19 protein-coding genes are annotated in these 24483 nt (G+C 53.6%); 9 read left to right on the top strand and 10 right to left on the bottom strand.

Annotated features, from left to right (window positions below):
- Positions 1 to 105: 105 nt before the first annotated feature.
- The gene (gene hemL / locus AC6EMZ_RS14380) at positions 106 to 1386 is read left to right on the top strand and encodes a glutamate-1-semialdehyde 2,1-aminomutase (protein ID WP_498403215.1); all 1281 of its coding nucleotides are present in this window, start codon (positions 106 to 108) and stop codon (positions 1384 to 1386) included.
- Positions 1387 to 1426: 40 nt separating this feature from the next.
- On the opposite strand, the gene fhuB is transcribed toward hemL, so the two are convergent.
- The 10 genes from fhuB to hrpB form a co-directional block, all read right to left on the bottom strand.
- Positions 1427 to 3409 carry a Fe(3+)-hydroxamate ABC transporter permease FhuB gene (fhuB, locus tag AC6EMZ_RS14375; protein ID WP_498403214.1) on the bottom strand — a complete coding sequence of 661 codons (1983 nt, stop codon included), beginning with the start codon at positions 3407 to 3409 and terminating at the stop codon, positions 1427 to 1429.
- Entirely contained in the window at positions 3406 to 4296 is an 891-nt protein-coding gene (gene fhuD, locus AC6EMZ_RS14370; protein ID WP_498403213.1) for a Fe(3+)-hydroxamate ABC transporter substrate-binding protein FhuD, read from the bottom strand. The genes fhuB and fhuD overlap by 4 nt, the downstream gene beginning before the upstream one ends.
- Complete coding sequence (gene fhuC, locus AC6EMZ_RS14365) at positions 4296 to 5093, bottom strand: Fe3+-hydroxamate ABC transporter ATP-binding protein FhuC (protein ID WP_498403212.1); 798 nt, start codon at positions 5091 to 5093, stop codon at positions 4296 to 4298. The genes fhuD and fhuC overlap by 1 nt, the downstream gene beginning before the upstream one ends.
- A gap of 47 nt (positions 5094 to 5140) precedes the next feature.
- Entirely contained in the window at positions 5141 to 7345 is a 2205-nt protein-coding gene (fhuA, locus tag AC6EMZ_RS14360) for a ferrichrome porin FhuA (protein ID WP_498403211.1), read from the bottom strand.
- A 205-nt stretch (positions 7346 to 7550) separates the two neighbouring features.
- On the bottom strand, positions 7551 to 8555 hold the full coding sequence (locus AC6EMZ_RS14355) for a fimbrial protein (protein WP_498403210.1): 1005 nt from the start codon (positions 8553 to 8555) through the stop codon (positions 7551 to 7553).
- Positions 8556 to 8569: 14 nt separating this feature from the next.
- Positions 8570 to 11047 carry a fimbria/pilus outer membrane usher protein gene (locus AC6EMZ_RS14350; RefSeq protein ID WP_498403209.1) on the bottom strand — a complete coding sequence of 826 codons (2478 nt, stop codon included), beginning with the start codon at positions 11045 to 11047 and terminating at the stop codon, positions 8570 to 8572.
- Positions 11048 to 11066: 19 nt separating this feature from the next.
- On the bottom strand, positions 11067 to 11780 hold the full coding sequence (locus AC6EMZ_RS14345; RefSeq protein ID WP_498403290.1) for a fimbrial biogenesis chaperone: 714 nt from the start codon (positions 11778 to 11780) through the stop codon (positions 11067 to 11069).
- Between the two features lie 48 nt (positions 11781 to 11828).
- Positions 11829 to 12401, bottom strand: a complete 573-nt coding sequence (locus tag AC6EMZ_RS14340) for a fimbrial protein (RefSeq protein ID WP_498403208.1) — start codon at positions 12399 to 12401, stop codon at positions 11829 to 11831.
- A 320-nt stretch (positions 12402 to 12721) separates the two neighbouring features.
- Positions 12722 to 15238, bottom strand: coding sequence for a bifunctional glycosyl transferase/transpeptidase (gene mrcB / locus AC6EMZ_RS14335; protein WP_498403207.1), 2517 nt, complete (start codon positions 15236 to 15238; stop codon positions 12722 to 12724).
- Between the two features lie 156 nt (positions 15239 to 15394).
- Positions 15395 to 17824: an ATP-dependent helicase HrpB gene (gene hrpB / locus AC6EMZ_RS14330; RefSeq protein WP_498403205.1), complete on the bottom strand. Its 2430-nt coding sequence runs from the start codon at positions 17822 to 17824 to the stop codon at positions 15395 to 15397.
- Between the two features lie 73 nt (positions 17825 to 17897).
- Here hrpB and thpR point away from each other — a divergent pair, with 73 nt between their 5' ends.
- From thpR to panC, 8 genes are all read left to right on the top strand, one after another.
- The gene (gene thpR / locus AC6EMZ_RS14325) at positions 17898 to 18452 is read left to right on the top strand and encodes an RNA 2',3'-cyclic phosphodiesterase (protein WP_498403203.1); all 555 of its coding nucleotides are present in this window, start codon (positions 17898 to 17900) and stop codon (positions 18450 to 18452) included.
- Positions 18442 to 19146 carry a DNA/RNA nuclease SfsA gene (gene sfsA / locus AC6EMZ_RS14320; RefSeq protein WP_498403201.1) on the top strand — a complete coding sequence of 235 codons (705 nt, stop codon included), beginning with the start codon at positions 18442 to 18444 and terminating at the stop codon, positions 19144 to 19146. The genes thpR and sfsA overlap by 11 nt, the downstream gene beginning before the upstream one ends.
- A 175-nt stretch (positions 19147 to 19321) precedes the next feature.
- Entirely contained in the window at positions 19322 to 19777 is a 456-nt protein-coding gene (gene dksA / locus AC6EMZ_RS14315) for an RNA polymerase-binding protein DksA (protein WP_220267573.1), read from the top strand.
- Between the two features lie 72 nt (positions 19778 to 19849).
- Positions 19850 to 20740: a tRNA glutamyl-Q(34) synthetase GluQRS gene (gluQRS, locus tag AC6EMZ_RS14310; protein WP_498403200.1), complete on the top strand. Its 891-nt coding sequence runs from the start codon at positions 19850 to 19852 to the stop codon at positions 20738 to 20740.
- A gap of 51 nt (positions 20741 to 20791) precedes the next feature.
- Positions 20792 to 22192, top strand: a complete 1401-nt coding sequence (pcnB, locus tag AC6EMZ_RS14305; RefSeq protein WP_498403289.1) for a polynucleotide adenylyltransferase PcnB — start codon at positions 20792 to 20794, stop codon at positions 22190 to 22192.
- Positions 22189 to 22683: a 2-amino-4-hydroxy-6-hydroxymethyldihydropteridine diphosphokinase gene (gene folK / locus AC6EMZ_RS14300; protein WP_498403199.1), complete on the top strand. Its 495-nt coding sequence runs from the start codon at positions 22189 to 22191 to the stop codon at positions 22681 to 22683. Before pcnB ends, folK begins: the two co-directional genes overlap by 4 nt.
- A 105-nt stretch (positions 22684 to 22788) precedes the next feature.
- Positions 22789 to 23580: a 3-methyl-2-oxobutanoate hydroxymethyltransferase gene (gene panB, locus AC6EMZ_RS14295; RefSeq protein WP_498403198.1), complete on the top strand. Its 792-nt coding sequence runs from the start codon at positions 22789 to 22791 to the stop codon at positions 23578 to 23580.
- A gap of 11 nt (positions 23581 to 23591) precedes the next feature.
- Entirely contained in the window at positions 23592 to 24443 is an 852-nt protein-coding gene (panC, locus tag AC6EMZ_RS14290; protein ID WP_498403196.1) for a pantoate--beta-alanine ligase, read from the top strand.
- Positions 24444 to 24483: the final 40 nt, after the last annotated feature.

Genomic DNA, 24483 nt, shown 5'->3' with positions numbered 1-24483 from the left:
ATCCTTAATCATTGTTCTGCATCATTTAGGCAAAAATTTCATAACCATCAACGGATCACTTAGAATAGTGTGCTTAACCATTTTCTACGAACCAGGAACGACGCCATGAGTAAGTCAGAAAACCTCTACAGTGCTGCACGCGAGCTTATCCCGGGCGGTGTTAACTCTCCCGTTCGCGCCTTTACTGGCGTAGGTGGAACGCCGCTGTTTATCGAACGTGCGGACGGTGCATACCTGTACGATGTCGATGGCAAAGCCTATATCGATTATGTCGGATCCTGGGGTCCAATGGTACTGGGCCACAACCACCCGACTATCCGTAATGCTGTGATTGAAGCTGCGCAGCGCGGGTTAAGTTTTGGTGCGCCAACCGAGATGGAAGTCAAAATGGCGGAACTGGTGACCGAGCTAGTCCCTACCATGGATATGGTACGGATGGTGAACTCCGGTACGGAAGCGACCATGAGCGCCATTCGTCTGGCGCGCGGTTTTACCGGCCGCGATAAAATCATCAAGTTTGAAGGTTGCTACCATGGTCATGCCGACTGCCTGCTGGTAAAAGCAGGCTCAGGTGCGCTGACCCTCGGCCAGCCAAACTCCCCGGGTGTACCGGCTGACTTTGCCAAACACACCCTGACCTGCACTTTTAACGATCTGGACACGGTTCGCGCTGCATTTGAGCAATACCCACAGGAGATCGCCTGTATCATCGTTGAGCCGGTTGCGGGCAACATGAACTGTATTCCGCCACAGCCAGGCTTCCTGCAAGGCCTGCGCGCGCTGTGCGATGAGTTTGGCGCGCTGCTGATTATTGATGAAGTGATGACCGGCTTCCGCGTCGCGCTGGCGGGAGCACAGTCTTATTATGATGTTGAACCTGACCTGACCTGCCTCGGTAAAATTATCGGTGGCGGCATGCCGGTAGGCGCATTTGGCGGTCGAAAAGACGTGATGGAGGCGCTGGCGCCAACCGGGCCGGTGTACCAGGCCGGTACGCTTTCCGGCAACCCGATCGCGATGGCCGCTGGTTTTGCCTGCCTGACCGAAGTGGCGCAGCCGGGTATCCACGAAACCCTGACCGACCTGACAACGCAGCTGGCAAATGGCCTGCTAAGAGCCGCAGAAGAAACCGGCGTTCCACTGGTGGTGAACCACGTGGGCGGTATGTTCGGTATTTTCTTCACCGACGCGAAAACCGTGACCTGCTATCAGGACGTGGTGAAGTGTGACGTTGAGCGCTTTAAGCGTTTCTTCCATCTGATGCTGGAAGAAGGTGTGTATCTGGCACCGTCAGCGTTTGAAGCGGGCTTTATGTCCGTGGCGCACAGTAAAGAAGATATCAACAAAACTATTGATGCAGCACGTAGGGTGTTTGCCAAAATCTAATCGTAAAAACGGCAACCTTATGGTTGCCGTTTTGCATTGATTACCGGCTCTGCTTCCTCAGCAGATAGATAAAGTACGGTGCGCCAATAAAGGTCGACAGCAGCCCGGCTGGGATCTGATACGGGAACAGCACCATCCTGCCCAACCAGTCTGCCAACACCAACATAACCCCGCCGATTATCGCTGAAATAACGATATGCGGCATGGTGCGGCGAAAGCCCAGCATGCGCGCAATGTGTGGTGCCATTAAACCAATAAAACTTAATGGCCCAATCGTCATGGTGGCAGTCGCCGTCAGACAGGCGGCCAGCAACAGCAAGCCCACGCGTGACGGCGTGAGTGCCATACCCACCGCGCGCGCCGTTTCACTACCCAGCGGCAGAATCGTCATCCAACGACGGAACAGCGGCGTAATGGCCAACAGCAGCACCATCACCACGCCACTGTAAACCACCTGCTCGCCCGTCGCATTGTAGGTTGAACCCGAAATCCAGGTCAGGATCTGCGCCATACGCGGATCACCGCTGGCCTGCAACATCATCAGCAGCATAGTGAATGCCGTACTCAGCGCCATACCCGCCAACAGCATACGATGCGGGGAAAAACCACCGCGTCCGGCCGCCGCCATGATGATCAGCAGTGTCGCCGCCGCGCCAATGCTCCCGGCTGGCATCAGCCAGCCAAAAGCGTCGCCCGGTACAAAGAACAGCATCAGCACCACGCCAAACGCCGAGCCTGAGCTGATCCCCAGCACTTCCGGGCTTGCCATCGGATTACCGGTCATACGCTGGATAATGCACCCCGCCACCGCCAGCATCACCCCGGCAATCATCGCAGAGAAAATGCGCGGCCAACGCCACTGCAACAGTTCATCAAGCATCGTTCCCGTTGCCCAATGCCAACCGCTCGCATCACGCCCCAGGGAAAGCGCCGTCACTGCGGCAATAATCAGCACCGCCATACCCGCCAGGGCATACCATGAAACGTGTTGACGCTCGGCATAAACGTTATCCCCCACGTCCATAGCAGGTGCGCTCATGCTGCGCAGACGCGGCAAGAGCCACAGCAATAATGGCGCACCAATTAGCGCCGTTACCGAGCCGGTAGAGACTTCCATCCAGACCCGCGCCAGCCAAAGAATGATCTGATCGGAAAGCCAGAGGATCAACGCACCAATCAGCGGAGCCAGCAGAAGCCGAGCCAGCAAGCGACGTGCGCCGAGCATTTTCGCCAGCAAAGGCGCAAACAGCCCAATAAAGCCAATGATACCAACCGCATTAACCAGCAGAGCACTTAAGACAATAGCGAGCGTCAACGCTGCCAGACGCGCCAGTGAAAGCGCCAGCCCAAGATTGCGCGCGACGCCATCGTCCAGCCCCATTAAGGTGAGCGGGCGCAGCAGCAGTAAGGTTAGCAATACGCCGCCAAGCAACTGCGGCCACAGGCGCTGGACAATGCTCCAGTCGGTTTGTGTCAGCGTGCCGGTGCTCCACAAGAACATGCTTTGCAGCTCATCGTGGTGGAACAGTACCAGTACCTGATTTATCGCCCCGCAATAAAGACTCACAACGAGACCTGCGAGGATCAGCGTCACGGGGGAGAGACGTTTTCCCCAGGCAACACCGAAGACCAGCGCGCCCACAACACAGGCCCCTACCAGCGCGGCAAACTGGGAGGTTAATACCCCCGGTAGCGCCCACAGCGTGGTGATAGTGATCCCAAGCTGTGCGCCGGTTGCGACACCCAGCGTCGTCGGTTCGGCCAGCGGATTACGTAAGACCTGCTGGAAAAGAACGCCCACCAGCCCAAGCCCCGCCCCTACCAACAGCGAGATGGTCAGACGCGGTAACAGACTGTAGTGGAACAGCATTTGCTGGATATTATCGATATCCGGTAATGCCAGCGCCTGTCCCCACTGCGCACGCGGCAGGGCAAGCGACAAATTCGACCAGGTCAGAATCAGAGCGATAACGAAAATCAGCGTCAGCAGCAGTGCCGGAAAGAGCGCGATACGCTGTCTCATGCTTTGCCCCCCAGCGCGCCATCAAGGACACGGGCAAAATGCATCGCCGACAGCGTCGCACCGTAAAACCAGACCGCGGGCACTCGCTGGAATCGCTGCTCACGCACAAACGGCATCGCCTGCCACAGCGGCGTCGCCATCAGCTTTTGCATTTCACGATCGTTACCGTGATCGAAGCACAGCACGTCGACATCACGAAACGCCGCCAGACGATCGATACCTACGGCGGTGCTGCCCCAATAGGTCATTTCACCGTCCCAGGCGTTGCGAATTCCGTAGCTGTCCAGCACCTCCTGGAACAGGCAGTTATTTCCGAAGACCAAAACATGACGCGCATCCAACAGTGTAACCATCAGCAGCGGGCGTTCGCCACGGGAAGCAAAGCGAGGTTTTAGCGAATCGATAAAGCCATCAAAATGATCGAGATGCTGCTTAGCGGCGGCCTCCATATGCAGAAGCTGCGCCATTTCGTTCAGTGAGTTGCGGGCCATCGTCAGCGGTTTTTTGCCATCGCTGAAGGTAAATCCTCGGCCAGGTGCAATGTGCGCAAGCTTGTCTTCCGACGGGCCATAGCCCGCAGACCAGACCAGAAAGGAGGGTTTCATCTGGGTCAGCAGCTCAAGGTTCGGCTCGGTGCGCAGCCCAATATCAATCGCCGAATCGGGGATCTTTGGCTCGTTCACCCACAGGTTGTAGTTGGGAATATCCGCTACGCCATAGGGCGCGACGCCCAGCGCGAGTAAAAGCTCAACCGGCAGCCATTCCAGCGCCACAATTCGATGCGGATCGATGGCGGCAGCACGCGCCTTGCTCATGTTTAACAGCAGCGGCGAAAGCGCCATGGCCGTCAGTAAACGACGGCGACTCATCAAAGTGGAATCCAGCATCAGAACACAAAGCTCACCGGTGCAGCCCCTGCAGGATGAGGCAGAATACCCATTGGAATACCGTAAATTTGTTCCAGCGTTTCGCCGCGCATCAGTTCAGACGGCGTACCCTGTGCAATCATCTCTCCCCCGCGAAGGGCGACCAGATAATCGCAGTAACGGGCCGCCATGTTGATATCATGCAGCACCGCAATCACCGTCAGCCCTTTCTGCTGGCTCAGGCGATGGATCAACGCCAAAACATCAACCTGGTGCGCGATATCCAACGCCGAGGTGGGTTCATCGAGCAGCAAACAGTCGCTATCCTGCGCCACCAGCATCGCAATCCACGCACGCTGACGTTCGCCGCCGGAGAGGCTATCGACCAGACGATGCGCCAGCGGTTTTAATCCCACCAGCGTAATCGCTTCTTCTACTTTTTCTCTGTCGGCCATGCCAAAACGCCCGAGCGCACCGTGCCACGGATAACGTCCAATCGCCACGAGCTCACGCACCGTCATCCCTTCCGCCTGCGGAAGTTGCTGCGGCAGATAAGCGACCTTGCGCGCAAATGCCTTGCTGTTCCAGCTGTCGAGCGGCTGTCCGTCGAGCAGGATGTCTCCTTCTGACGGCGGCTGATGGCGGCCCAGCATTTTTAGCAGCGTGGATTTACCGGAACCATTGTGACCAATCAGGCCCGTTACTTTTCCAACAGGGAACGTCAAAGAGAGCGGATGCAGCAACGTGCGTCCGGGTACGCGAAAGGAGGTGTTCTGAAGTGCGAAAGTGGTGTCGGAATGCGTTTTGTTATCCTGCATGATAGCCAACTTGTTAAAGGGCACGGCGAACCGTGCCCGAAAAAAGATTAGAAGCGGAAGGTCGCCGTGGCAACAACCTGACGTCCTGCGCCCCAGTAGCATGCATATTCGCTATAGCAACTGGAGACATACTCACGGTCAAAGATATTGTTCACGTTGACGCCAACCGAAGAGCCCGGCAGACCTAAACGAGCAAGATCGTATTTCACGGTCGCATCGGCCAGCGCATAACCCGCGACGTTAAACGACTCGTAAGCTTTCGATGACGCAGCGGAGTAGTAAGAAACGGTATTGCCGATGTAACGCGCACCCGCACCTAAGGTCAGGCCACTCAGCGCCGTTTCATGGAAGGTATAATCCGCCCACAGTGAAGCCATGTTGCGCGGAACTTCTGCCGGACGACGGCCTTCGTACCAGGTATCGTGGGTATATTTGGCATCGGTGTAGCTATACGCTGCCGTCACGTCGATGTTGGCATTCACTGCCGCTTTCGCTTCCAGCTCGAAACCTCGTGAACGGATCTCACCACCCTGTACGCTAAATCCGCTGGTTGGGTTTGCTGGATCCGCTGTCAGGTTGTTGTTCTTGGTCAGCTGATATACAGCGGCAGTGATAACAACAGGCAGATCCTTAGGAACATATTTCACACCCGTTTCGTACTGTTTACCACGAGCCGGATCGAACGGTTTTCCGCCCTGCGTTCCCCCAGAAATTGGTTCGAATGATTCGCTATAGCTGAAGTAAGGTGTGATGCCGTTGTCGAAGAGATAGTTAATCCCGCCGCGCCAGGTGAAGGCCTTATCGTTAATTTCCGCTGTGGTTGCAGACGCGCGTGTCAGAGTCGACGTTTTTGCGAAATCATAACGTCCGCCCAGCGTCATTACCCACTTATCCCATTCCGCCTGATCCTGTGCATACAGTCCCGTTTGCTCCTGACGATTAAGCACCGCATAAGGGAAGTTCACGTTGACGTTGGCATTACCGTACTGCGGATCGTTCATGCTGATCGGATCGGCAGAACCATATTTAGCATCAATGTCGTTACGCATACGCAGGTAATCAACACCCGTTAACAGAGTATGATCGACGGCACCCGTAGCAAATTTTGACTGAAGCTGCGTATCAACCGTGAAGGAGTTCAGATTCTCATCGGAACGGACGTAGGCACGGCTTATTTGAGCGGGCGCAATATAGCCCGTTCCGTAGACAGAACGATAAAGCGTATTGATTTTGGTGTAGCGCAGGTTTTGACGCACAGTGAAAGTGTCATCAAATTCGTGCGCGAAGCTATAGCCGATAAGCTTCTGGCGACGAGAAACTTTATTGTCCTGTTCACCTTCGTTGAAATCAGTTGGCAGCTTATGCGCGTTGCCGTTCGCATCATAATAAGGAACGACCGTCCCTTCACGAGGCAGCCAACCGTAGTAACCCGCATCCGGATCGCTTTGGAAGTTGCTCAGGAAGGTGAAATCCGTTTTATCATCGGGACGCCAGCTGAATGAAGGTGCAACCGCGTAGCGGGTAGATTTCACCATTTCCTGCTGCGCATTCTCACTCTTACCCAAACCGGTCAGGCGGTAAGACCACACGCCGTTATCATCAATCGCATCGCTAAAGTCAAAACCGGTCTGCCAGAGGTTGTCAGTGCCCATTTTGAACTGAATTTCACGCAGTGGCTCGGTCGTTGGGCGTTTACTTACCATACTGACCACGCCGCCCGGATGGCTTTTGCCATACAGGACAGAGGTTGGACCGCGTAACAACTCAACACGTTCCAGGAAATATGGGTCCATAGACGCTTCAGAGTAGTTGTCACCCTGTAGCTTCATCCCATCCAGATACTGGTTGGTGTTCACCGTGCTGGAAGTGGTAAAACCGCGAATCGAAACAACGTCATACGTTGTCGAAGAACCACGCGTCGCAAAAACGCTTGGGGAGTACGCCAGAGCCTGCTTAACCGTTGCAGGCTGTTTCATATCCATCTCTTCGCGCGTGACGATGGAGATAGACTGCGGCGTTTTCTCAATAGGCGTATCGGTTTTGGTCGCGGTTGCAGTGCGTTTTGCCGCAATCGTCGGAGAGGGACCCCAAGCACTTTCCTGCTGAGCAGGTGCTGCGGTAATAGTAATCGTGTCTTCTTTAGGGGTATCAGCCGCATGTGCAAAAGCAGACATGCCGCTCACCGCTGTGGCTACAACAACTGCGATTTTACGCAGCGAAGCATTCATTGGCTGAGCAGTTTTAAGCGCCATTGGTATATCTCTGATGAAAGAGTGAATGATAACGTAAACGAGAATTATTATTATGACCGCAGAATAATATGCGAAACGCTGGCGGCATAGCAAGCGATATGCGGCCCTACCAGAAATGAGGGTTTAAGAATTAATCAGATGAAAATGATGGGTTAATAAAGTTAGGAAAATGATCGCGTAACTACCGCCACAGCATAACGATGGGTTAACGATAGAAAACGTCAAAAGTGGCGACAGCGTCCACTTTTCCGGCTTTGACATCACCGGTTTTGATGTAACGCGCTTTCAGTGGGATCTCGACTTTTTCATTTTCGCGGGTACTGCTGATGGCGGTGTAATCCTGGTCAAAACCTATCACCGTATTGTTACCGTCGAGGATCTGAATCCCCACTCCGCTTGCAGCTTGATCCCCACTCGCTATATCCAGAATATTACTGGTTTTCACCCCCATCGAACCTGCGCTCTTAAAGCGATAATCGACACGAGTGCCAGCCCTACAGTCTGTAATCTCAATTTTAAACCCACTGTCCGTCAAGATCTCAGAGTACCCATCTTTAAGATCGTGAGCGTTGATGGTTTTTAATGGGACATAAATATTCTTATCGATCAAATTGCAGGTATTTGTCGTAATGCGCACCGTGGTCGGGGAGAAACGCATTTCTCCCAACACAGAACCACCGAGCGTTTCCTGAGCGGTCAGAAGAGAGGTGTCCAGATTACCCTCTTCTATACTTCCTATAACAACAAACTGAGCGGCCGCGCGAAAAGTTACCGTGTCCGATGAAGAACCGTGCCGCGTGCCATAATAGTCCCAGGGGCGGATAAAATCGTCATCACTATAAGTGGGGAGCCTTTCGGTCGAGGCGGCTGCCCGAATGCCTATCCCCGGCACATTCGTTCGATAAACACCGGGTAATACATCTTCTCTGGCATCGCCATTATTTAACGTCAAATAACCTTTTCGGATTTGCTCATCTCGCCCTTCACACTTCACCACCACTTCACCGCTCTCTACGTTATGTTCGTAAACCACCGTCCCCACAGGCGTATCGGGATCAAGAATAATGACGGAAGGAACCTGAAAGGTAACGATACCATTGGCCTCTCCCTCCTCTAGATGACACGCTGCCCCTGCGGGGCTAATCCTCGTTCCGCAAAGCAATAACAGCGCCAGAAAGAAAAACGGTGCAACAGAAAAGTGATGACTCACACTCTTACCCCTACCTAACGGCAACTCACCGTAGCGTTTATAATACTTGAGGCATCCTTAACGGGTACCACAAGCGTTCCTGAACAATACTGCCCACGCCCTTCTCCCCACTGCACGCGAAACGCAACCGTTCCACTGAGACCCGTGAGCCACACTTCCCCATCATCACCCACAATCGCCGTCGTATTATCCAGAGCAACGATAGCGCCGAATGGTACTGGCTTGCCAAGATAAAGCAGCGTCACCAGGGCACGACGCCCAACTCGAGCGTCAAAGGTTGCAGTGACCGCAGCCCCTTTCGTGGGAACAACATCCAGAGTGGAAGCTTCAATATCGACGCTGTCATTTTCCTGCGTGTTCACTGTAATTACATTGTGGCGATAGGCCGTTAGCGTTGGAACTATCGCGTTACCAAAACCATCGGTAGAAATTTCGCGTCCGTTTTGCACTTTGACATCGTCGCCCTCAGGAATGTGCACAATAGCAAAAGCATCCCGCACCGGCTGACCGAGCGTGACGCCATACTCGTGCGCAACGACCGATCCCTGCGCACTGTAATTCCATTGCCTGTCACTGCCACCATAGCGATAGCCCAGGCCAACTTCTCCAGACGATCCGCGATATCGACCTGACATACTGGCACCATAACCCGCGTCATTTTGGGTATAACTCTGCTGGAGGTTGTAGCTCAGATTATTGTTTTCTAGCGCCGTTCCCCCCAGTCCAACTTGATGAGAGGCGTATCCATTGCTTGCGGTATTCACGCTATAAGTCGCCCATGCGTTGGGCAGCCAATGCGAGAGAGGAACGTTGACCGAGAAAGCCATCTGTCGGTCGTTGTCTGCATCCGGGGTTTGGGTCATATTGATATTCACAGACCAGGTGATATCCTGCCAACTTGAGCTAAATCCTGCGCTTACACTGCGTTCGTAACCGCCCATCCCCCAGTAATCTTGTTGATAGGTATTGAGATAAGCCGATCCCAAACTTCCCAGGCGTTGCGAGACATTTATCTGCATGCGACTACGGCGGTTATTCATCCAGCGATAGGTGTAGATCCCATCGTCAAAGTCGGTATCACGTCGATCGATGGCTTCCTGAAAGGAGTAAAATCCTGATGTCGAATAGCGATAGCTCGCCAGCGTCACCATAGTATTCGTATCCGGAATATCCTTTGAATATTGCATACGCCAGGACAGTCCATTCGCATCATCACGTCCATCATCGAAACGGGTGCGTGCCGCAGTGATATCCACAGATACCGATCCCAAACGACCTAAATCGGCTCCAGCACCGGCCAGCAGTGCGTGATATAACGATGCCCCGAGTGCTCCGCCGTATGCAGTGACGCCATACGGCAAACCATATATCACCGTTCCTTGTGCAAACGCAGGCGCTTCTTCTCCTTGCTCCCCGCGAAAAGTTCCGGCGGCAATTGCGTATTTGAAACCGCCTTCGCGCTGCAATATTGGCACCGAGGCGCTGGCCTGGATAAAGCTATGCTCGCTACCATCGGCTTCTTCAACGGTCACTTCCAAATCCGTACCCGCCGTTACCTGACTCAGATCGCGAATGTCAAAAGGTCCCGCCGGGACGTTGGTTTGATAAATGGTGTAACCATTCTGCTTGATAGTAATTTTGGCATCACTATTCGCGATACCACGAACGACAGGCGCAAAACCTTGCTGGCTGGCAGGAAGCATGGAAGTGTCGGTTTCCAGCTTCATCCCCGTCATTTGTACGCTGTCAAAGAGTTCACCATTGGTGTAGGTTTGCCCAATTTCGAGTTGGCTTTGCCATGGTTTGATATCACGCTGTAGGCTGGTGCTGATGACGTCCCAGTCTGAGGAATCACTCCATGTGCTGTTATTACGAAGGCGCCACGCGCCGAGGTTGAAACCAGAATCGAGTCCAAGCCAGGTCGACGTTGTTTTGCCGTAGCTTGACTGCTGCTGAGAACCACTAATCTGATAGCTTGCCCAGGCTACTGTCACGCCATCATCCCAGTATTTTGGATCGATCGTTCCAACGGCGCGTTGATCGCGATAAATCTGTGGGATAACAAGATTAAGCGTCTGGTCATCCAGATTGAAATCATACCTCGCTGCATCAAGGTAGTGAGAAATGTCATCGACACGAGCCGTCTCTTTCATCTCTTTGATGCCCGTAATCGCATCCACTTTGACACCAAACTCACGTAAATCTGCTTTTGTCAGTGCTGGCAGCAGGCGTTGTTTATCGTCTGAAAGGGAGAACATTATCGTACGTTTCTCGATAACCTCTTTTCCCCATACTATCGTGGTCAGATATTTACCGGGTAACAACCCGTTGTCTTTGATGAAATTTTCAAGCGTGGCGGTATTTTCCAGCGGGGTATCCAGCTCCAGGATCCGCAGGTTGAATTCATCTTCTGCACAAGCCGGTTGGAATACGGTTAGCAATGCCAACGTTATTCCGTTTAATACCGATTTGAGCACGGGTGATGAAGACATACTTTTCCAACATATTGAGTTAAAGCGTTTGTTTTCGCTGCGACGTTTGCGCACCAAAATCATTCACCGCCGTCCAGATCACCGGACCATTGGCAGCTTTAGGGAGGATAAAAGTCTTCTCACTAAACGGCGCGACCATCATTGAAAGCGCACCGGGCGTGGCTTTAGTGTCAACAACGGGCACCGCCGTATTGCCAACCGAAAGTTCGCCAAACGAGACATAAAATGGCGTTGGATTTTTTGCCATAAGTCGCTCGCCCGTACGTCGGAACGTGATTTTCTCGAAGGCCCGCATGGCATCTGATTCAGCTAATTGCGCTGGGCGCCAGAACAGTTTTAATCGCGTTTTCATCGCAAACTGCAGCGTATTCTTGTCTTTCATTTCAGGAGCAATCGCGGAAACCGATTTAACATTGGCCACAAAAAGTGATTCACGATCTTTGGGTAATGTATTTTTATCACCCGTAAAAATAATATGTAAAAGTGTCTGGCGATTCTCTTGTAATTTATATACAGGTGGAGTAATGACGAATGGTGCTTTTGCATCATCGGGGTAACTCACCCAACTTTGCACCAGGTAACGGGTATGCAGATCTTTATTTTTTAGCGCAATCTGCACTTCATTTTTATTTGCTGGATAGATAATACGCGTACCACCAAGGACAATACTGGCTTGCACAGAAAAACAACTCATTATCAAAGTGGCGCATAAGAATTTTGAAAGGGCATTCATAAACAATCGACCTGGCTGAGGCAGCATTTTCATGCTGCCTGAATACAATCAACGATATACGACCTCAAAGGTTGCTGAAGCCGAGTACTTACCCGCGGTAGGTACAGTCGCACCAACCTGTATCACCTTAGCGGTATAGTTAAAAACAGATGCCGTTGTGCCGGTTGCATCATTTGCCACATCGGTTGTCGCATCAGGCACGGAGCCATTGAAGAGAACATCTCCTTTCGTTCCATTTTCGTTGCTGACGGTAATACCGACATTCGTTGCATTGCCAGCGCCAGAAAGGTCGTTCTGAAGGCGCTTATGGCCTGCGTCTGATGTCGTTCCGCTGAATTTCAAATTTAGGTTAGCCACCAACGGGTCACATTTTTTCACTTCAATCCTAAACGCTTTTGAGGTTCCGACCGTTCCATCACCAGAATAATCGGAAGGATACGTATCAGCGAAAGTCACCGTTGTTGCATTTGTTCCTGAATCATCGACGTTAATTTCGCAGGTATCGGCAACTATTTTACCAGAAAAATTAACAGTTCCTGAATCACCTGCAGCGAGTGCCGGAGCAATAGCCGACACCATTAGCCCTCCAGCTAATATGGAGGAAATTAAATATTTACTCATCGTGAATCCCTTGTATTATATCGACATATTATTCCATTACCGGTTGCATTAATAATATGCAACTGCCAGTCATGCCTGTTTACTAACAATCCAATTTAATCAGATTAATCTTGACTCTGTCCAGATGACCGCGGGACATCACACCTTGAAAAATTTTCAAGCTTCTGTTTTATAAAAAATAAACGTGTTGTTATTTATTCTTAATTCGACTTTTAATTAAACTTAATTTAGAGCAATACCATTCATGGAATAAATAGTTTAAGCAGAATGCAAAAAAAAAGCCGCTTTATGACAAAGCGGCTTATACCATGATAATTTAATTAGTTGCTGCCAAACATGTCCTTGATCCAACCCGCGACACCGTCGCTGTCTTTCTTCTCATTCTGCGGCTGCTGCTGTTGCTGCTGTGGCTGAGAAGATTGCTCAAACGGATTGCCCGTCGGCTGTTCTGGCTGGTTTTGCTGACACAGCGAATCCGGATCGGCCGTCCAGACCGGCAGAGTTCTCACACCACCGCCGCAGACAAAGTTACCGGCATCATCTACGCCCATATCAACGATATCTTCAGGTGCCGTCAGGTTCAGCGGAACCGGAGACTGATTGGCAAGATAGCGCTGATAAATCGACATCGCCCCGCTCGCACCGTACAGTTTGGTCGGCTGGTTGTTATCTCGGCCCACCCAGGTGATGACCACTTCACGGCCATCAATACCGGCAAACCAGGTATCAACGTTGTTGTTCGTCGTCCCTGTTTTACCCGCCAGATGCAGACCCGGGTATTTCGCGCCAAGCTGGCGACCCGTACCACGCTGCACAACCTGCTGCATGGTCCAGAGCGTCATATACGCTGCCTGAGCCGGAACCGCGCGCTCTGACTGCGGGAAGCTCTGATACAGCACCGTTCCATCTTCAGCGATCACCGACCGCAATGAAGAGAGCGAAGCGCGGTTGCCCCCACTGGCAATGGTCTGGAACGCCTGGGCCACTTCGATTGGCGTCAGGTTCAATGCGCCGAGGATCATCGCCGGAACCGGATGCAGCTGCTCTTTCGGCACGCCCAGCTTCTGCCAGGTGTCCGTAATTGCAGGCAGACCCAGCGCCATGCCAAGGTTAACCGTCGGTACGTTCATTGAACGCGTTAATGCATCAACCAGCATCACCTGACCGCTAAACTGCTTATCGTCGTTTTGCGGTGACCACACCTGGCCATTTGGCTGACGCAGGGCAATCGGCGCATCGGCAATCCAGGTATTAAGACGATACAGATTCGGCTGACTCAGCGCGGTAAGATAGGTCGCTGGTTTTGCCAGTGAGCCAATCGAACGGCGCGCCTGCATCGCACGGTTATAGCCTGCATATTGCGGTTCTGCCCCGCCGACCATCGCACGAACTTCACCGCTATAGCGATCAACAACCACCATCGCGGTTTCCAGATCGCTCAGCTTACGCTGTTTTTTCAGTGCCGGAATGCCGTCAACGGCGGCTTTCTCGGCGGCGTCCTGCGCGACCGAATCGAACGTGGTGAAAATCTTCACGCCGGAGAGATCTTTCACTTTATCGCCAAGCCTGGACTGCAACTCCTGACGCACCATCTGCATAAAGGCAGGCTGCGGGGAGATCACGCCACCGCGCGGCTGGACGCCCAGCGGACGCGCACTCAGCATGTCGTAAAGTTCCTGATCGATAACCTGCTGCTGCTGCAACAAGCGCAGCACCAGGTTACGACGTTCCAGTGCCAGCTTCGGATTGCGCCACGGGTTATAGATCGACGCACCTTTCACCATGCCCACCAGCAGAGCCTGCTGGTCGAGGCTCAGCTCTTCTACCGGGCGACCAAAGTAGTACAGACTCGCCAGTGGGAAACCGCGGATTTCGTTATCGCCACTCTGACCGAGGTAGACCTCGTTCATGTACAGTTCAAGAATACGATCCTTGCTGTAACGCGCGTCCATCAGCACGGCCATGTACGCTTCGTTGGCTTTACGCCAGTACGAACGTTCGCTGGAGAGGAACAGGTTCTTCACCAACTGCTGGGTCAGCGTACTTGCGCCCTGCACCGTACGTCCGGCGGTCAGGTTCGCCAGCACCGCACGACCAATAGAGTACAGGCTGACGCCGTCATGCTCATAGAAATGACGGTCTTCGGTTGCCAGCAGCGTATCCACCAGCAGATCCGGGAAACCGTTACGCGCAACGAACAGGCGCTGCTCGCCGTTTGGCGAAGAGAGCATGGTGATCAGGCGCGGATCGAGACGGAAGAAACCGAACTGACGGTTGTTATCCAGGTTCTCGATCGTTTCCAGACGATCGCCGTCAAAGGTCAGACGCGCACGCATCTGCCCTTCTTTACTGTCCGGGAAGTCGAACGGACGACGGATCATCTCGATGCTTTTCGCCTGCACGGTAAACTCGCCAGGACGTGTCATCTTCGTCACCTGACGGTACTGCGTGGCTTGAAGCAGTTTGACCATCTCGTTTTTGCTGACGGGCATGTCTGGCTCAAGGTTTACCATGCGACCATACACCGCCGCAGGCAGTTGCCAGACCTTACCGTCGATACGGCTGCGAATCTTCTGATCCAGATACACGCCGTAAATCGCCATCAGCACAACAAAAACAATAAACAGTTTCAGCAATAGCCAGAACCAGCCACGCTTACCGCGAGGCTTAGGCCCTTTGCCTTTTCCTTTACGGGGCATCGGTTCTTCATCCTCATAATCGTCTTCATAGTCATCGTCATAGTCTTCATCTCTGACTGGACGACGGCTCACTTTTTCTTTCGCCGGACGCGCAGGTTTTCCTTTACGTCCTATTGGCTCGCGGTCATTCCCCGCCATGCTTTCTCTCCGCAACGTTCAGGCGCAAGGGCCCGATTCTCTTTTCTTCCGCCCATCGACGAAAGAAGAAATCTCTCAAAATAAACGAATTCTCCCTCTCCCCGTGGGAGAGGGCCGGGGTGAGGGCATCAGGCCGCCCCACACGCACCGCACAAACTACGAATACTTCTTCGTACGCCTTGTCGGCGCTGTATTTGCCGGATCGTCCGGCCAGACGTGTTTCGGATAACGCCCCTTCATCTCTTTTTGCACTTCACGATAGCTGCCCGCCCAAAACGCCCCTAAATCACGGGTAATTTGTAGCGGGCGATGCGCAGGTGATAACAGCTCCATCACCAGCGCAATACGCCCTTCAGCAATGGAGGGTGTGGTCGCTTCACCAAACATTTCCTGCATCCGCACCGCCAGCGCCGGCGGATTATCTTCATGATAACGAATCGCAATCCGGCTTCCGGTCGGCACAGTGTAATGCGTGGGCAGTTCACTATCCAGACGTTGACGTAATGACCAGTCCAGTAAATTCTGTAACGCGGCCTTAACATCCAGCGCTTTCAGGGCGCGCAGCGAGTGCACCCCCTGCATTTGCGGCAGTAACCATTCTTCGAGCGAGGCCAACAACGTCTCGTCATCCACCTCCGGCCAGGCATAGTGTGGCAGCCAGCGTGAGGCGCAGTGTAGACGCAGACGATACTGCTCGGCCTCTGGCGTCCAGTTCAGCACGCTGAGTCCTTTTTCGCGGATGCCGTTAAGCATCGCCCGATGCAGCTCTTCTTCAGACGGTTTCGCCAGCGGCTTCACACTGACGGTGAGTCTGCCAATCTGGCTGCGGCGAAACGCCTTAAGCGTTCCCTGTGCATCATCCCATTCGACGGTATCAGAAAGTTGCACCAGCTGCGGACAGGCTCGCGTTAATGCATCAATATCAACGGCAATCGCCTGCAGAATCCGCGCATCCGGGGAGTGACTGCCCTGTAAGAGCAACGGCGCAATAAGCCACTCGTGACGAGTCAGCGCATCATCGCTGTCCAGCATTGCCCCCATTCCATTCGCCAGTTGATAACGACCGTCCAGGCCGCGCCGACGCGCAATCCTGTCGGGGAAGGCCGCCGCCAGCAGGCTAACAATGTCTCCCCCGTTCGGCTCACCGCCACGACTGTTGAGTCGCTGACCTAACTGCCGGGCCCGCTGCTGCCAGTTTGGTTGATTGCGCGAAAATGCCGTCGCAAGATCGCTGCTTGCGCCGCGCGGGGGTTCTTCAAGGATCGCCGCCAGTTTTGCCGCCGTGGCAATTTCGTCGTCGCCTTTTGCTGCCGTTAGCATAGCCGCCAGACGCGGATCGTTGCCAAGACCTGCCATTTTTTGACCACGCGAGGACAAACGTCCCTCTTCCAGTGCCCCAAGCTGAGTCAGCAAGCGACGTGCTGCCGCCAGGTGAGTGGCAGGAGGCGTATCCAGCCAGGTCAGCTGCGCGGGATCCTGACAGCCCCACTGAAGTAACTCCATCAGTAGCCCAGAGAGATCGCTTTGCAAAATCTCCGGAGTGCTCTGCCCAGCGGCACGTTCGGCTTGTTCAGCACCGAGTAAATGTAGACATATTCCCGGCTCCAGTCGCCCGGCGCGACCTGCGCGCTGCGTCATCGAGGCCTGGCTAATCCGCTGCGTCAGCAGTTTCGTTAGTCCGGTACGCGGATCGAAGCTCGCCACCCTCTCCTGCGCGGTATCGACCACCAGACGAATACCTTCAATCGTTAAACTGGTCTCCGCAATGTTAGTCGCCAGCACCACTTTGCGCTGACCATCAGGGGCAGGAAGTATCGCTTTACGCTGTTCATTGAGCGACAACGCACCATAGAGCGGGCAAAGCAGCACGTCACTGCCCACGCGCGCGGCCAGTCTTTCTTGTACACGCTGGATTTCACCTACACCGGGTAAAAAGAGTAGCAGCGAACCAGGGGCCTGGCGCAGCAGGTCGGCAGTGGCGATTGCCACCGCGTCGTCAAAGCGTTGATGTGAAGAAAGCGGCTGATAGCGGCGTTCAACCGGGAAGGCACGCCCTTCGGAACGAATGATCGGTGCATCGGGCAGGATCTGCTGTAAACGATCGTTGTCGAGGGTGGCCGACATGATCAGCAGCTTAAGATCGTCACGTAGCCCTTGCTGAACGTCCAGCAGCAATGCCAGAGCCATATCCGCCTGTAGGCTGCGCTCGTGAAATTCATCAAGAATCACCAGATCCACGCCGGTCAGTTCCGGATCGCTTTGCAGCATTCGGGTGAGGATCCCCTCCGTCACAACCTCCAGGCGCGTATTCGGCCCAACGCAGGTTTCAGCACGCATGCGATACCCCACCGTCTCGCCGGGTTTCTCGTCGAGCAGTTCCGCCAACCGCTGTGCTACATTTCGCGCGGCGATCCTGCGGGGTTCCAGCAGAATTATTTTTCCGCGAATCCCACCCGATTTTAAGATCTGCAACGGCAGCCACGTCGATTTACCCGCACCGGTCGGCGCATTAAGCAAAATCTGGGGGGCATTTTGTAAAGCAACGAGCAGCTCAGGCAGGACGGCGGCAACCGGCAATGAGGACACTAACAGCTCCAGAGGGTTAACATTAGACGGCGTACATTGTAGCATCGGCGCATATCATTACCGAGTCCCCCGTATGTCTGAGTCGAAACGACTGTTTTTCGCCATTGAGCCCCCCGCCGCAATCCAGCGCCAGATCGTACGCTGGCGTGCCGGGCATTTCCCAGCAGAAGCAGGCCGTCCGGTCGCGGCGGCCAATTTGCACCTGACGCTGGCCTTTTTGGGTGAGGTTAGCGCTGAAAAGCAACGTGCGCTGGTGGCCATGGCCGGGCGCATTTATCAACCCGGCTTTAGCCTGAATCTGGATGATGCAGGCCAATGGCTGCGCTCGCGCGTGGTCTGGCTGGGCACCCGACAGCCTCCGCGCGGCTTATTGCAACTGGCGAATATGCTGCGCGCACAGGCTGCACGTAGCGGCTGCTACCAAAGCCCGCAGCCGTTTCATCCCCATATCAGCCTGCTACGCAATACCAGCCACGCCGTAGCAATCCCTGCGCCCGGCTTTAGCTGGACATTTACAGTGGATGAATTTGTGCTGTATGAATCTGTCTTTCACCAGGGACGGACCCGATATACTCCGCTTCAGCGCTTTACGCTTAGCGAAAATCCAAGGAATCACGATGAAGTTTAGCCCTGAGCTCCAGTCAGCTACGCTTATCCAGCGCTATAAACGGTTTCTGGCAGATGTCGTCACCCCTGCGGGTGAACATCTGACGATCCACTGCCCAAATACCGGTGCGATGACCGGCTGTGCGACGCCGGGCGACACGGTCTGGTATTCAGCATCAGAAAATACTAAACGCAAATATGCTCATACCTGGGAAATGACTCAAACCCAGCAAGGCGCATTTATTTGTGTGAATACATTGCGAGCAAACCAGCTGGTTAAAGAAGCTATCGTCGAAAATCGTATTGCGGAATTGCTCGATTACAGCGTCATAAAAAGCGAAGTAAAATATGGCGAGGAAGGCAGCAGAATTGACTTTATGTTACAGGCGGAAGGCCGTCCTGAGTGCTATATTGAAGTCAAATCAGTGACGTTAGCAGACAAGGATAATGGCTACTTTCCGGATGCGGTGACGCTACGCGGCCAAAAGCATCTGCGAGAGTTGATGAGTGTAGCGGCGGCGGGCAAGCGCGCCGTATTGTTGTTTGCGGTTTTGCACTCAGCAATTGAACGATTTTCCCCCGCCCGCCATATTGATCCGAAATACGCGCAACTGTTGAATGAGGCACAAAAGCAGGGGGTGGAGATTTTAGCTTATAAAGCGGAACTTTCTGCCGATAATATGACTCTGATATCGACTCTACCCGTTGTGTTATAAGGGTTTAGAAGATGACGATTTGGTGTACTGGCCGCGTGCGCAAATACGCTTTTCCTCACAGGCTTGTCAAGTGTTACGTTTAGATAATTGCCTTACGGAAAAGCATCTGCTATTTATAGCGACCTGATTTTTCCCCCAACACGGGGATCGATAGTGCGTGTTAAGGAGAAACAACATGCAAGAAGGGCAAAACCGTAAAACATCGTCCCTGAGTATTCTCGCCATCGCTGGGGTGGAGCCATACCAAGAGAAACCGGGCGAAGAGTATATGAACGAAGCCCAGCTGTCTCACTTCAGGCGTATTCTTGAAGCATGGCGTAATCAACTTAGGGATGAAGTCGATCGCACCGTTACCCATATGCAGGACGAAGCTGCAAACTTCCCGGATCCGGTAGACCGTGCCGCTCAGGAAGAAGAGTTCAGCCTCGAACTGCGTAACCGTGACCGCGAGCGCAAGCTGATCAAAAAGATCGAGAAAACGCTGAAGAAGGTTGAAGACGAAGATTTCGGCTTCTGTGAATCCTGCGGTGTGGAAATTGGTATTCGTCGCCTTGAAGCGCGTCCGACTGCCGATCTGTGCATCGACTGTAAAACGCTGGCTGAAATCCGCGAAAAACAGATGGCGGGTTAATCCCAGTCCTGTCAAAACGATCATAAAGGCGGGGGAAATCTCCCGCCTTATTACCTTTTGTCTGCCGTGAATATGCCTCAATCAGACTATATCGGGCGCTTTGCGCCATCTCCCTCCGGTGAATTGCACTTCGGATCTTTGATAGCAGCCCTTGGCAGTTACCTGCAAGCGCGAGCGAATAAGGGTATCTGGCGCGTTCGCATTGAGGATATTGACCCCCCGCGTGAAGTTCCCGGTGCAGCAGAAACGATTCTGCGTCAACTGGAACATTACGGCCTTCACTGGGACGGCGAGGTACTTTGGCAATCACAGCGCCACGATGCCTATCGCGAACGCCTGACGTGGTTGTACGAGCAAAAATGTTCTTACTATTGCACCTGCACGCGCGCACGTATTCAGAGTACGGGCGGGGTCTACGATGGGCATTGCCGCACACAACATCGTGGCCCAGAAAATGCCGCCATTCGTTTGTGGCAGCACTATCCCGTCACCCACTTTCACGATCGACTTCTCGGCGAAATCCAGGCTGACACTCGGCTGGCGCATGAAGATTTTATCATTCATCGCCGCGACGGTTTATTTGCCTATAACCTTGCGGTTGTCGTTGACGACCATTTCCAGGGCGTCACTGAAATAGTGCGCGGGGCCGATTTGATTGAACCCACCGTACGGCAAATCTCGCTTTATCACCATTTTGGCTGGACTCCCCCGCATTATATTCATCTGCCATTGGCGCTGAACGATCAGGGGAATAAACTTTCGAAACAGAACCATGCGCCAGCGCTGCCTAACAGCGATCCGCGCCCGGTTTTAATCGACGCTTTGCGATTTCTAAACCAGAATGTAACAACCGAATGGCAAGATTTAGACGTTGACGAATTATTGAATAAAGCCGTGGAGAATTGGGCGCTTTTAGCGGTACCAAAAATCCAGCATTCTCAAATGCGTCTCGCTGAGCTATGATTAGCCGCTATTTTTTTGTCCTGTCAATAAAACACACTACCGAGGTGTACTATTTTTACTCGAGTCGCTAATTTTTGCCGTAAGGTGCTAAGCCGCGATGAAAGCATGGCGAACGACGCTATTGCTCAATCTCATATGTCGGTTATTCCGCGTGAGCAGCACACTATTTCCCGCAAAGATATCAGTGAAAATGCCCTCAAGGTGCTCTATCGTCTGAATAAAGCAGGCTATGAGGCCTATCTTGTGGGCGGCGGGGTTCGCGATTTACTGCTCGGCAAAAAGCCAAAAGATTTTGACGTGACCACCAGCGCCACGCCTGAACAGGTGCGTAAATTATTCCGCAACTGTCGTCTGGTTGGCCGCCGCTTCCGTCTTGCCCACGTGATGTTTGGGCCGGAGATCATTGAAGTCGCGACGTTCCGTGGTCACCACGAAGTCGGCGAAGCATCGGATCGCACCACGTCTCAGCGCGGCCAAAACGGCATGCTGCTGCGCGACAACATTTTTGGCTCCATCGAAGAAGATGCCCAGCGTCGCGATTTCACCATCAACAGCCTTTATTACAGCGTCGCCGATTTTACGGTGCGTGATTTCGTGGGTGGTATGCAGGATCTGAAAGACGGCATGATTCGTCTGATCGGCAATCCTGAAACGCGCTACCGCGAAGATCCGGTCCGCATGCTGCGCGCCGTGCGTTTTGCTGCCAAGCTGAACATGCAAATCAGTGCAGAAACCGCCGAACCGATCCCGCGCCTGGCTACGCTGATTAACGACGTTCCTCCAGCGCGCCTGTTTGAAGAAGCGCTGAAGATGCTGCAAGCAGGTTATGGTTTTGAAACCTATAAGCTGCTGCGTGAAAACAGCCTGTTCCAGCCCCTGTTCCCGTCCATCGTTCGCTACTTCACCGAAAGCGGTGATAGCCCGATGGAGCGCATCATCGCTCAGGTACTGAAAAACACCGATACCCGCATTCACAACGATATGCGTGTTAATCCGGCGTTCCTGTTCGCCGCAATGTTCTGGTATCCGTTACTGGAAACCGCACAGAAAATTGCTCAGGAAAGCGGTCTGGCTTATTACGACGCCTTTGCGCTTGCCGCGAATGATGTTCTGGACGAAGCCTGCCGTAATCTGGCGATTCCTAAGCGCATTACCACGCTGGTTCGCGATATCTGGCAGCTCCAGCTGCGTATGTCTCGCCGTCAGGGTAAACGCGCCTGGAAGTTGATGGAGCATCCTAAATTCCGCGCAGCTTACGATCTGCTGGCGCTACGTGCCGAGATTGAGAACAACAAAGAGCTGCAAAGTCTGGTGCAGTGGTGGGGTGAGTTCCAGGTTTCCGCGCCGCCGGAGCAAAAAGGCATGCTCACTAATCTGGACGATGAGCCAGAACAGCGTCGTCGTCACCGTCGTCCGCGCAAGCGCGCACCTCGCCGCGAAGGCAGTGCATGACAACGGCGTACATCGCCATCGGCAGCAATCTGGCCTCTCCGCTGGAGCAGGTCAACGCTGCCGTTCAGGCGTTGGGTGATATCCCGCAAAGCCGCCTTGTTGCGGTTTCGGCGTTTTATCGCACGCCGCCGCTGGGGCCTCAGGATCAACCTGATTACCTGAACGCTACCGCCGTGCTGGAAACCGCCCTTGACGCACACGCGCTGCTGGATAACACCCAGCGCATTGAGCTACAGCAAGGGCGAGTGCGTAAAGACGAACGCTGGGGGCCGCGCACCCTCGACCTCGATATCATGCTGTTTGGCGATGAAGTGATTCACTCGGAACGCCTGACGGTACCGCATTACGATATGAAGAATCGCGGCTTTATGCTGTGGCCGCTGTTTGACGTCGCTCCACAACTCACCTTCCCCAACGGCGAAACATTGATGGCCGTTTTGCAGCACCTCAAGGCCGATAAACCCGCGCTCTGGTCACCGCTTTCACGCTGAAACCCCATTAATACTTTGTGATTGATCGGTTGCCTAAAATCATTGTTCCCCCGAATGTTACTGTTAGAATGCGCAAAGATTCGCTTTGGGCTATCAGGAAACATTATGAAACCAACCACCATCTCCTTACTGCAGAAATGCAAACAGGACAAAAAACGCTTCGCCACAATCACCGCCTATGACTATAGCTTCGCCAAATTATTTGCCGAAGAAGGTATTAACGTCATGCTGGTCGGCGATTCGTTAGGGATGACGGTACAAGGACATGATTCCACCCTGCCAGTGACGGTAGAAGATATCGCTTACCACACGCGCGCCGTACGTCGCGGTGCCCCGCATTGCCTGCTGCTGGCCGACCTTCCATTCATGGCGTATGCCACACCCGAACAAGCCTTTGAACATTCCGCCACGGTCATGCGAGCGGGCGCTAACATGGTCAAAATCGAAGGGGGTGCATGGCTTGTTGATACGGTGAAAATGCTCGCGGAGCGCGCTGTACCTGTATGCGGCCATCTCGGTTTGACTCCGCAGTCGGTCAATATCTTTGGCGGTTATAAAGTTCAGGGCCGTGGCGACGCGGCGCAAACGCTGCTCGACGATGCGCTGGCGCTGGAAGCCGCCGGAGCACAGCTGCTGGTGCTTGAGTGTGTTCCCGTTGAACTGGCGAAGCGTGTGACCGACGCGCTCTCTATTCCCGTGATTGGTATTGGTGCCGGAAACGTCACCGATGGCCAGATTCTGGTTATGCACGATGCCTTTGGTATTACCGGCGGCCACATTCCAAAATTTGCGAAGAATTTCCTCAATGAGGCGGGCGACATGCGCGCCGCAGTCAGGCAGTATATCGCCGAGGTTGAATCCGGGGTTTACCCGGGTGAAGAACACAGTTTCCATTAAGGAGTCTTGTTGTGCTAATCATTGAAACCCTGCCGCTGCTGCGCCAGCACATTCGTCGCCTGCGTCAGGAAGGTAAACGCATCGCGCTGGTCCCGACCATGGGCAATCTTCATGACGGCCATATGAAGCTGGTGGACGAGGCGAAAGCACGTGCGGACGTCGTGGTGGTCAGTATCTTTGTCAATCCGATGCAGTTTGACAGAGCGGACGATCTGGCGCGTTACCCTCGCACTCTTCAAGAAGACTGTGAGAAGCTCAATAAACGCCAGGTCGACTTCGTTTTTTCTCCCGCTCCGGAAGATATCTATCCGCAGGGAACGGAAGGCGCAACCTACGTCGAGGTACCGGGTATTTCGACCATGCTCGAAGGCGCCAGCCGCCCGGGACATTTCCGTGGCGTATCGACCATCGTCAGCAAACTGTTCAACCTGGTACAACCAGACATTGCCTGCTTCGGCGAAAAAGATTTCCAACAGCTGGCGTTGATTCGCAAGATGGTGGCTGACATGGGTTATGACATTGACGTGGTTGGCGTGCCTATTGTGCGTGCTAAAGATGGCCTGGCGCTGAGCTCCCGAAATGGTTATCTGACCGCCGAACAGCGCAAAATCGCGCCTGGATTGAGCAAAGTCATGAACGCCATGGCCGAACAGCTTAAGGCGCGCGAACTGACGCCAGAAGAAATTATCGCGCTCGCCGAGCAGGAGTTAAACGACAAAGGCCTGCGAGCTGACGACGTACAAATCCGTGATGGTGATACGCTGCTGGAGCTGTCCGACAGCAGCAAACGTGCGGTGATCCTGGTTGCCGCATGGCTTGGTCAGGCACGTCTCATCGACAATAAAGTGGTTGAACTGGCGTAGTTGTCTCATCCTCCCCTCGTCGAGAGGGGGTAACGCATGA

The sequence above is a fragment of the Enterobacter sp. SCRI0065 genome, assembly GCF_059766475.1.
This window is presented reverse-complemented; position numbering and strand designations above follow the sequence as displayed.

Coding starts and splice junctions, on each gene's coding strand:
- folK (WP_498403199.1), top strand. CDS start 22,189: ATGACAACGGCGTACATCGCCATCGGCAGCAATCTGGCCTCTCCGCTG.
- panB (WP_498403198.1), top strand. CDS start 22,789: ATGAAACCAACCACCATCTCCTTACTGCAGAAATGCAAACAGGACAAA.
- mrcB (WP_498403207.1), bottom strand. CDS start 15,238: ATGGCGGGGAATGACCGCGAGCCAATAGGACGTAAAGGAAAACCTGCG.
- fhuA (WP_498403211.1), bottom strand. CDS start 7,345: ATGGCGCTTAAAACTGCTCAGCCAATGAATGCTTCGCTGCGTAAAATC.
- AC6EMZ_RS14350 (WP_498403209.1), bottom strand. CDS start 11,047: ATGTCTTCATCACCCGTGCTCAAATCGGTATTAAACGGAATAACGTTG.
- fhuB (WP_498403214.1), bottom strand. CDS start 3,409: ATGAGACAGCGTATCGCGCTCTTTCCGGCACTGCTGCTGACGCTGATT.
- fhuD (WP_498403213.1), bottom strand. CDS start 4,296: ATGCTGGATTCCACTTTGATGAGTCGCCGTCGTTTACTGACGGCCATG.
- AC6EMZ_RS14345 (WP_498403290.1), bottom strand. CDS start 11,780: ATGAATGCCCTTTCAAAATTCTTATGCGCCACTTTGATAATGAGTTGT.
- fhuC (WP_498403212.1), bottom strand. CDS start 5,093: ATGCAGGATAACAAAACGCATTCCGACACCACTTTCGCACTTCAGAAC.
- gluQRS (WP_498403200.1), top strand. CDS start 19,850: ATGCCTCAATCAGACTATATCGGGCGCTTTGCGCCATCTCCCTCCGGT.
- AC6EMZ_RS14340 (WP_498403208.1), bottom strand. CDS start 12,401: ATGAGTAAATATTTAATTTCCTCCATATTAGCTGGAGGGCTAATGGTG.
- hemL (WP_498403215.1), top strand. CDS start 106: ATGAGTAAGTCAGAAAACCTCTACAGTGCTGCACGCGAGCTTATCCCG.
- dksA (WP_220267573.1), top strand. CDS start 19,322: ATGCAAGAAGGGCAAAACCGTAAAACATCGTCCCTGAGTATTCTCGCC.
- thpR (WP_498403203.1), top strand. CDS start 17,898: ATGTCTGAGTCGAAACGACTGTTTTTCGCCATTGAGCCCCCCGCCGCA.
- sfsA (WP_498403201.1), top strand. CDS start 18,442: ATGAAGTTTAGCCCTGAGCTCCAGTCAGCTACGCTTATCCAGCGCTAT.